This window comes from Streptomyces sp. CRN 30, from assembly GCF_034105845.1.
Genome location: NZ_JAVRHI010000078.1, coordinates 23069 through 32832 on the forward strand (window position 1 = coordinate 23069; position 9764 = coordinate 32832).

Below are 9764 nucleotides of genomic sequence, written 5' to 3' on the forward strand. Positions count from 1 at the left end.
GTGGCAGAGCTCGTCATCCGGGACGCGGACGTCGTCGACGGCACCGGCGCCCCCTCCTACCGTGCCGACGTGGTGATCGAGGACGGCAGGATCGTCTCGATCGTCAAGGAGGCCTGGGCGGCCGGCTGCCAGCGCCCCGCCGCGCGCCGGGAGCTGGCCGCCGAGGGCCTCGTCCTGACCCCCGGCTTCATCGACATGCACGCCCACAGCGACCTCGCCCTCCTCCGCGACCCGGACCACAGCGCGAAGGCCGCCCAGGGGGTCACCCTGGAGGTGATCGGCCAGGACGGGCTGTCGTACGCGCCCGTCGACGACCGCACCCTCGACGAGGTCCGCCGGGCGATCACCGGCTGGAACGGGCCCGGCGACGACATCGACTTCACCTGGCGGTCGGTCGGCGAGTACCTCGACCGCCTCGACCACGGCTTCGACGGCCGCGGGATCGCCGTGAACGCGGCCTACCTGATCCCCCAGGGCACGGTCCGCGCGCTCGCCGTCGGCTGGGAGGACCGCGAGGCCACGCCCGTGGAACTGGACCGGATGCGGCGGCTGGTCGCCGAGGGGCTCGAGCAGGGCGCGGTCGGGATGTCGTCCGGGCTGACCTACACGCCCGGGATGTACGCGAAGGACGCCGAGCTCACCGAGCTGTGCCGGGTGGTGGCCGGGTACGGGGGCTACTACTGCCCGCACCACCGTTCCTACGGCGCGGGCGCCCTGGAGGCGTACCGGGAGATGGTGGAGCTGACCCGCGAGGCGGGCTGCCCCCTTCACCTGGCCCACGCCACCATGAACTTCGGCGTGAACGCGGGCCGGGCGCCCGAGCTGCTGGCCCTGCTGGACGAGGCGCTCGCCGCCGGGGCCGACATCACCCTCGACACCTACCCGTACACCCCCGGCTGCACCACCCTCGTGGCGCTGCTGCCGAGCTGGGCGAGCGAGGGCGGTCCCGAGGCGGTCCTGCGGCGGCTGGCCGACGAGGGGACCGCCGAGCGCGTCCGCCACCACCTGGAGGTCGTCGGCGCGGACGGCTGCCACGGCGTACCCGTCGACTGGGACACGATCGAGATCTCCGGCGTGACCGACCCGTCCCTGACGGAGTACGTGGGCCGCACGGTCCGGGAGTCGGCGGCCCTGCGCGGCGAGGCCCCCTGGACCGTCGCCCGCCGCCTCCTCCTCACCGACCGGCTCGGCCCGACGATCCTGCAGCACGTCGGCCACGAGGAGAACGTCCGGACGATCATGCGCCACCGGGTGCACACGGGCGGCTCCGACGGCATCCTCCAGGGCGCCAAACCGCATCCGCGCGCGTACGGGACGTTCCCGCACTACCTCGGCCGTTACGTCCGCGAGCTGGGCGTGCTGTCGCTGGAGAGTTGCGTCGCCCACCTCACCGGCCGCCCGGCGGCCCGGCTGCGCCTGCCCGACCGGGGCCTGGTCCGCGAGGGCCACCGCGCCGACCTGGTCCTGTTCGACCCGGAGACGATCGCGGCGGGCTCCACCTTCACCGCCCCGCGCACCCTCCCGACGGGCATCCCGCACGTCCTGATCGACGGCCGCTCCGTCATCGAGGACGGCCGCCGGACGGATGTGCTGGCGGGGCGGTCGGTGCGCCGTCACACCGCGGGGTGACGGCGGACGCCCCGCGTCCCACGTGGTGGAAAACACGACGCCGGATCCATTACCGGGCCGTAAGCTCGCGGACATGCAGGTCATCCAGTCGACGAAGCTCTCCAACGTCTGTTACGAGATCCGGGGCCCGGTGCTCGAGGAGGCGATGCGGCTGGAGGCGGCCGGGCACCGCATCCTCAAGCTCAACACCGGGAACCCGGCGGCCTTCGGTTTCGAGTGCCCGCCCGAGATCCTCGAGGACATACTCCGCAACGTGTCGACGGCCCACGGGTACGGCGACGCCAAGGGCCTGCTCGCCGCGCGCCGGGCGGTCGTCATGCACAACCAGACGCTCGGCATCGAGACGGACGTCGAGCACGTCTTCATCGGCAACGGCGTCTCCGAGCTGATCGTGATGGCGATGCAGGGCCTGCTGGACGACGGCGACGAGGTGCTCGTCCCCTCGCCGGACTACCCGCTGTGGACCGCCGCCGTCTCCCTCTCCGGCGGCACCGCCGTGCACTACCGCTGCGACGAGCAGTCCGACTGGATGCCCGACCTCGCCGACGTGGAGCGGAAGGTCACCGACCGCACCAAGGCGATCGTCATCATCAACCCGAACAACCCGACGGGCGCGGTGTACGACGAGGAGATGCTGCGCGGGCTGACGGACATCGCCCGCCGCCACAACCTGCTGGTCTGCTCCGACGAGATCTACGACAAGATCCTCTACGACGGCGCCACCCACACGCCGACCGCGGCCGTCGCGCCCGATCTGCTCACCCTCACCTTCAACGGGATGTCGAAGGCGTACCGGGTGGCCGGCTACCGGGTCGGCTGGATGTCGATCTCCGGTCCGCGCGCGCACGCGGACTCGTACATCGAGGGCCTGACCATCCTGGCGAACATGCGGCTGTGCGCGAACATGCCGGGGCAGCACGGCGTGGTCGCCGCGCTGAGCGGCCGCCAGACGATCAACGACCTGGTGCTGCCGGGCGGGCGGCTGAAGGAGCAGCGGGACGTCGCGCACGAGCTGCTGACCCAGATCCCGGGCGTCACCTGCGTCAAGCCGAAGGGCGCGCTGTACCTGTTCCCGCGCCTCGACCCCAAGGTGTACAAGATCAAGGACGACCGGCAGATGGTCCTCGACCTGCTCCGGAGCGAGAAGATCATGGTTGTCCACGGCACGGGCTTCAACTGGACCGAGCCCGACCACTTCCGCGTGGTGACGCTGCCGACGGTGGGCGACCTGACTTCCGCGATCACCCGGATCGGTCATTTCCTGGACGGTTACGCCCAGCCCTGACGTACTTTCGCACTGATCACATTCAGGACTGCGCTCAACTTTAGACTGAATCCAAGCTAGGATGGTCTCCCAACAGGCTTGGAGGCCGTCTCATGTACGAACCGATCCGCACCAAGTCGGTCCACACGATGGCCGGCACCCCCGACTTCCCCCACCGCTCGCGCGAGGAGGAGCTGGACATCCAGCTCGCGGGTCACCTCGCGGCGCTGCTCGCCGTGACGGACGAACTGCGCGCGCTGGCCCCCTCCGCCGACCTGGACACCGCCGCGTCCCGGCTCACCGAGCAGGTGGCCCGGCTGCGCGGAGGACGGCCGCCCGCGCGGTCGTCGGTGGCCGCCGCCATCCACGAGCCGCACCTCGTGACGCTGCACCAGCGGGCGCACGCCCTCGCCGGGCGCGCCCTGGTGGTCGCCGCGTCCCGCGCCGACACCGCGGCCGCGATCCTCGCGGCCGAGCGCATGGACGCGCACGCGTCCGCCCAGGCCGGGCAGCGCGAGCTGAGCACCACCGGCTGAGCGGGGCCCGACCCGCCCCGGCCCTTTCCAAGGCTCCCCCGAACGGCCCCGGTCCGCGTGCACCTGCAACGGCGCGCGGACCGGGTGCCATGGACGTACCCGAGCGGCGACGGTCAGCGCGTGACGTACACCGTCGCCGAGGCGGTCGACGCCTCGTGCAGGTCGTCGCCCGGCCAGCTGACCGTGTAGGTCGTGTTCCACCGGGTGCGCGGCACGTCAGCGATCGTGAACGTGCCGTCGGTGCCGGCCGTCACCGACGACAGCACGCCGCTGCCGAGCCAGTCCTTCCGCTCCACCCTGAGCACGGCCCGCTCCGGCAGCGCCCTGCCCTGCGCGGTGAACGTGCCGGTGATGGTGACGCCGGTCGTGCTCGCCTGCGCCGGGGCGGTGAGCGCGATCGACGTGGGCGCCCTGCCGACGGACACGGTGTGGGTGACGTCCGTCGCGGGCCGGTGGGTCAGGTCGCCGAGGAAGGACACCGTGTACGTGGCGTCGCCGACCAGGCCGGGCTCGTCGAGGACGGTGAAGGTGCCGTCGCCCTTGACGGTCACGGTGCCGAGCTCATGGGTGCCGTCCGCGTCCGTACGGGTCGCCGTGACCTTCGCGGGCTCGGTGGGAGCGGGGCCGTCGAGCTCCAGCCGGCCGCGCACCGCGAGGGGCTCCCCCGCGACGGCCCGGCCGGGGCTGTGGGTCAGACCGCCGGTGAACCGCGTGTCGTGCTGGACCGCCGGGGGCTGGATGATGTGCAGCCAGTACTGGTTGCCTGCCGTGTTGGTGGTGACCGCGAACAGCCGCGAGCCGTCGGCGGACCACTCCAGGCCGCGCGGGGCGACCCGGTCGCCGTCGAGGCTGCCCTCGAAGGCGAACTCCAGCGGTGCCGTGGCGTCGTCCGGATCGGCGGGCTGGAGCAGCAGGTCGGCGGTGGACCCGGTGGCCGCCGCACCGCGCGCCACGTACTTCCCGTCCCCGCTGAAGGCGACCGCCGAGGCGGCGGCCCCGGACGGGAGCGCCCGGTAGCCGGTCGCCGCGTCCGACAGGTCCTCGGCCTCGAGCAGCCGGGTGCCGGCGGAGGCGTCCGCGACGGCGATCCTGGCGCCGTCCGGGGAGACCGCCACGTCCTTCAGATCGAGGGCGCCCTTGCCGTCCGCGTCGGCGAAGCGCCGCCCGGCCGTGCGCACCAGGGTGTCGCCGCTCGCGTCGAACACCGCGAGGAAGGGGTTCGGGGCCTGGGTGTTGGCCGGCTGCCCCATCACCAGCCGGTCGCCCGCCCCGGCCTCCAGCTGGAGCTTGCCGTAGTCGTTCCAGCCGGTGCGGGTCGCGGCGCCCGCGGCGTCGACGGAGTCCAGGTTGGTCGCGGCGGTGGCGCACCCCGAGGGGACGACGTTCGCGTACGGCGCCGTGTGGTACAGCGCGCCGCCGGCCAGGGCGAGGCTGCGGCCGCAGTTGTCGAGGGTGACGTAGGTGCTGCCGGCGAGCTGGTACGTGGCGGTGTCGTACCGCCTGATGTACTCCCGCTCACCCGTGTAGAGCGTGCTCCCGTCGGCGCTGAGCGCGATCCCGGAGACGTGCTGCTGGGTGGCGATCGTGGTGAGCCGCACGCCCCGGAAGTCGTAGACGGCGACGGTGCCCTTGCTGGTGGAGACGCCGACGTTGCTGTCCGCGAGGTACACGCGCTCGCGGACCGAGTCGACCGCCAGCGCCGAGTACGACGTGATCGGCAGCTTGGCCACGGCCTCCGTCGCCGCGTGCGCCGCGGGCGCGGCCGCGACGGTGAGTCCGGTCCCCGCGAGGACCGCGGTGAGCAGCGTGGCCGCGAGACGTCTGGAACGGTGTGCAGTGATCAACTGTGCCCCCCACAGGCTGAGTCGTGTGCCCCACTGAGGCCAGTGGGGCACGTGCACGAAGCATGTAACAGTCGTGGAGATCCCGTGGGCAAGGCGGCGCGGCGAGGTCCCGCACGCCTTTGTGCGGAACCTCGCCTCGGGGGTGGCTCGGCCGGTGCGGGGTTACGGGCCTCAGCCCAGGCGCCGCACCAGGGCGCGGTACTCCTCCCACAGCTCCTCGGGCGTGCGGTCGCCGAAGGTGTTCAGGTGTTCGGGGACGAGGGCCGCCTCCTCGCGCCACACCTCCTTGTCGACGGTGAGCAGGAAGTCCAGCTCGGCGTCCGACAGGTCCAGGCCGTCCGTGTCGAGGGCCGCCCTGGTCGGCAGGGTGCCGATCGGGGTCGCGACGCCCTCGGCCGTGCCGTCCAGCCGCTCCACGATCCACTTCAGGACGCGGCTGTTCTCGCCGAAGCCCGGCCAGACGAACCTCCCGGCCTCGTCCTTGCGGAACCAGTTGACGTAGTAGATCTTCGGCAGCTTCGTCCGGTCCTTGTCCTTGGCGACGTCGATCCAGTGGGCCATGTAGTCGCCCATGTGGTAGCCGCAGAACGGCAGCATCGCGAACGGGTCGCGGCGCAGCTCGCCGACCTTGCCCTCGGCGGCGGCGGTCTTCTCGGAAGCCACGTTCGCGCCGAGGAAGACACCGTGGTTCCAGTCGAAGGACTCCGTCACCAGGGGCACGGCGGTGGCGCGGCGGCCGCCGAAGAGGATCGCCGAGATCGGCACGCCCCTGGGGTCCTCCCACTCCGGCGCGATGATCGGGCACTGCCCGGCCGGGACGGTGAAGCGGGCGTTGGGGTGCGCGGCCGGGGTGTATCCGTTTTCCCTGGCCGACTGCGGCGTCCAGTCGTCGCCCTTCCAGTCGGTGAGGTGGGCCGGGGTCTCCTCCGTCATGCCCTCCCACCAGATGTCGTCGTCGTCGGTGAGGGCGACGTTGGTGAAGATCGCGTTGCCCCACAGCGTCTTCATGGCGTTGGCGTTGGTGTGCTCGCCGGTGCCGGGCGCGACCCCGAAGAAGCCCGCCTCGGGGTTGATCGCGTACAGCCGGCCGTCCTCGCCGAACCGCATCCACGCGATGTCGTCGCCGATCGTCTCCACGCTCCAGCCGGAGACCGTGGGCTCCAGCATGGCGAGGTTGGTCTTGCCGCAGGCGGAGGGGAAGGCGGCGGCCACGTACTTCGGCTCCCCGTGCGGCGGGGTGAGCTTGAGGATCAGCATGTGCTCGGCCAGCCAGCCCTCGTCGCGCGCCATCACCGAGGCGATGCGCAGGGCGTAGCACTTCTTGCCGAGCAGCGCGTTGCCGCCGTACCCGGAGCCGTAGGACCAGATCTCCCGGCTCTCGGGGAAGTGGGAGATGTACTTGGTGGTGTTGCAGGGCCAGGGCACGTCCTCCTGGCCGGCCTCCAGCGGGGCGCCGAGGGTGTGCACGGCCTTCACGAAGAAGCCCTCGGGGCCCAGCTCGTCGAGGACCGGCCGGCCCATCCGGGTCATGGTGCGCATGGACACGGCGACGTACGCCGAGTCGGTGATCTCGACGCCGATCGCGGACAGCGGCGAGCCGAGCGGGCCCATGCAGAAGGGGACGACGTACATCGTGCGGCCGCGCATGGAGCCGCGGAACAGGCCCGCCTCCCCCTGGAAGACCTCCCGCATCTCGGCGGGTGCCTTCCAGTGGTTGGTCGGGCCGGCGTCCTCCTCGCTCTCGGAGCAGATGAAGGTGCGGTCCTCGACCCGGGCGACATCGGTCGGGTCGGAGGCCGCGTAGTAGGAGTGGGGGCGCTTGACCGGGTCGAGCCTGCGGAAGGTGCCCTTCTCGACCAGTTCCTCACAGAGCCGCTCGTACTCGGCTTCGGATCCGTCGCACCAGACCACGCTGTCCGGCTGGGTCAGTTCGGCGCTCTCGTTCACCCACGAGATCAGTTCCTGGTGATCGGTGGGGACGGTGGGGGGAGCCGCGATGTCGCGCGCCACGATTGCTCCTAGGTGAGGGTTGTGGTGGTGGAGGCCCCGTGGGGGCTGCGACCCGGATGCTTCTCGGTGGGGACCACTGGCGCTCATCCGGTGCCGACCGCACTCATTTGATCATCCGACGCCTCTGCGCAGATGTCCATAGGGCCTCACAATTGAGCGGCGTGAGCCACGCCACTCGGTGCGGTTCGCCCGATAGATACCCTTATGACACCAGCCGTTGACGCCATGTGTCCGGTGGAGTCCGTGGGGTACGTGAGATCATGGCCACTCTTGGCCACCCCAAGGCCCGCGACTGATACGTAACTTACGGTTCCGTAGGTACGATGCCGGGCATGACTGCGTCCGTCCCCGACGCGCACACGGACCCGCAGGCCGCCGGCCATGGTCCCGTGGCGCTCCCCCTGCCGCATCCGGTCAAGCCCAAGTTCCGCGGCTGGCTGCACGCGGGCATGTTCCCGGCCGTCGTCGTCGCCGGTCTGGTGCTCACCGCCCTCGCGCCCTCCACCCGGGCGCGCATAGCGTGCGGCATCTACGTCCTGACGGCCTGCCTGCTGTTCGGTGTCAGCGCGCTCTACCACCGGGGCAACTGGAGCCCCCGCGCGGACGCCGTCCTGCGCCGGCTCGACCACGCCAACATCTTCCTGATCATCGCGGGCACCTACACCCCGCTGACGCTCCTGCTGCTGCCGGACTCCAAGGGCCGGTGGCTGCTGTGGGGCATCTGGGGCGCCGCGGCGGCGGGCATAGTCTTCCGCGTCTTCTGGATCGGCGCCCCGCGCTGGCTCTACACCCCCTGCTACATCGCGATGGGCTGGGCGGCCGTCTTCTTCCTGCCGGACTTCCTGCGCGCGGGCGGCATCGCCGTGCTCGTCCTCGTGATCGTCGGCGGCGTGCTCTACAGCGCGGGCGGCGTGATCTACGGCATGAAGCGCCCCAACCCCTCACCGCGCTGGTTCGGCTTCCACGAGGTCTTCCACTCCCTCACCCTCGCCGCGTTCGTCGCGCACTACGTCGGCATCTCACTGGTGGCCTACCAGCACCACTGAGACCCGGCCGGACCCCGCCGCACAAGGCGCCCCATGACATCCTGACCCGGTGAACGGACCGGAGATCCACGTCGAGTTCGCCCCCGAGCTGGCCCTGTTCGTCCCGCACGGACGGCGCTCGGGGGCCACCGCGGTCGTCACCGACGGCGCCTCGACGCTCGGCCACGTCGTCGAGTCGCTCGGCGTCCCCCTGACGGAGGCCGGCGCGCTGCTGGTGGACGGCCGCCAGGTGGCCACGTCCCACGTCCCCGCGGCCGGTGAACACGTCGAGGTGCGGCCGGTGACCCGCCCGCAGGCCGTGCCCGGCGCCCCGCTCCGCTTCCTCCTCGACGTCCACCTCGGCACCCTCGCCCGCCGGCTGCGCCTGCTCGGCGTGGACACCGCCTACGAGTCCACCGACATCGGCGACCCCGCCCTCGCCGCCCGCTCGGCCGCCGAGCGCCGCGTCCTGCTCAGCCGCGACCGGGGCCTGCTGCGCCGCCGCGAACTGTGGGCGGGCGCGTTCGTGTACAGCACCAAGCCGGACGAGCAGCTGCGGGACGTGCTCGACCGGTTCGCACCCGAGCTGCGCCCGTGGACCCGGTGCACCGCCTGCAACGGTCCGCTGGAGGAGGCCACCAAGGAGCAGGTCGCCGACCGGCTCGAGGACGGCACGCAGCGGACGTACGACGTGTTCGCGCAGTGCCGGGACTGCGGCCGCGCCTACTGGCGGGGCGCGCACCACGAGCAGTTGGACGCGATCGTCCAGGAGGCGCTGAGCATGCGTACCCAGAGGGGTTGAGTACGCGCGCCGATCACCGGACGGCCGCGCCGGCGGTTGGGTGGACGGCATGGACACGGCGCGCCCGGACACGTACACGCATACGGATACGAAGAGGCTCGACCGGCGCGCGCGCCGCTGGGCGGTCGCGGGACTGGTCCTGCTCCTCCCGACGGCCGTCGGCTCCTGGCTCCTCGTCCTCGCCACCGAGCGCGGCAGCCGCTGCTTCGCCTACCGCGAGGGCTGCGGTCCCGTCCCCGGCGAACTGCTCTGGGTCCTGTTCCAGGCGGCGGCCGCGCTCGGCCTCGCGGCGGCGGTGCTGCCCCGCACCCGGTGGGCGTACGCCAGGACCTCAGCCGTGGTCCTGCAGTGGACCGCCCAGTCGGCGCCGGCCCTGCTGATCCTGAGCGGCGGCCTGTGAGGTCACCCGGCCGCCGCCCGGACAGCCGCTGACGGCCGCGTCCTACCCGTTCAGCGCGTCGCGCAGGCGCTCCGCGTCCGTCGTGGGGGCGTCGCAGGTGAAGTCACGGCAGACGTACGCGGCCGGTTCGCCGCCGACGAGGGGCCGGTCGGCCAGCAGGGGCAGCTCGTCGCTGTCCGGCGCCCCCACGGCGACCACGGCGCCCGGCGCGGTGCCCAGCAGCGCGGTCCGGTGCAGGGCGGCCGTGCCCGGGT

General features: G+C 72.2%; 8 protein-coding genes and 1 pseudogene. 6 read left to right on the top strand and 3 right to left on the bottom strand.

Annotation, left to right across the window (positions count from 1 at the left end; translation table 11 throughout):
• The 3 genes from UW392_RS07635 (at position 1) to UW392_RS07645 (ending at position 3429) form a co-directional block, all read left to right on the top strand.
• Complete coding sequence (locus UW392_RS07635; protein ID WP_320774115.1) at positions 1 to 1629, top strand: D-aminoacylase; 1629 nt, start codon at positions 1 to 3, stop codon at positions 1627 to 1629.
• 73 nt (positions 1630 to 1702) lie between these two features.
• Positions 1703 to 2914 (top strand): pyridoxal phosphate-dependent aminotransferase, encoded by a 1212-nt coding sequence (locus UW392_RS07640; RefSeq protein ID WP_320774116.1) that lies wholly within the window; start codon positions 1703 to 1705, stop codon positions 2912 to 2914.
• A gap of 92 nt (positions 2915 to 3006) precedes the next feature.
• Positions 3007 to 3429, top strand: a complete 423-nt coding sequence (locus UW392_RS07645) for a hypothetical protein (RefSeq protein ID WP_320774117.1) — start codon at positions 3007 to 3009, stop codon at positions 3427 to 3429.
• Between the two features lie 113 nt (positions 3430 to 3542).
• On the opposite strand, the gene UW392_RS07650 is transcribed toward UW392_RS07645, so the two are convergent.
• Positions 3543 to 5273, bottom strand: a complete 1731-nt coding sequence (locus UW392_RS07650) for an Ig-like domain repeat protein (protein ID WP_320774118.1) — start codon at positions 5271 to 5273, stop codon at positions 3543 to 3545.
• Positions 5274 to 5444: 171 nt separating this feature from the next.
• Positions 5445 to 7283: a phosphoenolpyruvate carboxykinase (GTP) gene (locus UW392_RS07655; RefSeq protein ID WP_320774119.1), complete on the bottom strand. Its 1839-nt coding sequence runs from the start codon at positions 7281 to 7283 to the stop codon at positions 5445 to 5447.
• Positions 7284 to 7615: 332 nt separating this feature from the next.
• On the opposite strand from UW392_RS07655, the gene trhA reads away from it, so the two are divergent.
• The 3 genes from trhA to UW392_RS07670 are packed head-to-tail and all read left to right on the top strand — an operon-like array spanning position 7616 to position 9510.
• Positions 7616 to 8329 (top strand): PAQR family membrane homeostasis protein TrhA, encoded by a 714-nt coding sequence (trhA, locus tag UW392_RS07660; RefSeq protein ID WP_320774120.1) that lies wholly within the window; start codon positions 7616 to 7618, stop codon positions 8327 to 8329.
• A 49-nt stretch (positions 8330 to 8378) separates the two neighbouring features.
• Positions 8379 to 9110, top strand: a complete 732-nt coding sequence (locus UW392_RS07665) for a Mut7-C RNAse domain-containing protein (protein WP_320774121.1) — start codon at positions 8379 to 8381, stop codon at positions 9108 to 9110.
• A 49-nt stretch (positions 9111 to 9159) separates the two neighbouring features.
• On the top strand, positions 9160 to 9510 hold the full coding sequence (locus tag UW392_RS07670; RefSeq protein WP_320774122.1) for a hypothetical protein: 351 nt from the start codon (positions 9160 to 9162) through the stop codon (positions 9508 to 9510).
• A 42-nt stretch (positions 9511 to 9552) separates the two neighbouring features.
• Here the strand turns inward: UW392_RS07670 and UW392_RS07675 are convergent.
• Positions 9553 to 9764, bottom strand: a pseudogene (locus tag UW392_RS07675) (hypothetical protein); the annotation flags it as partial.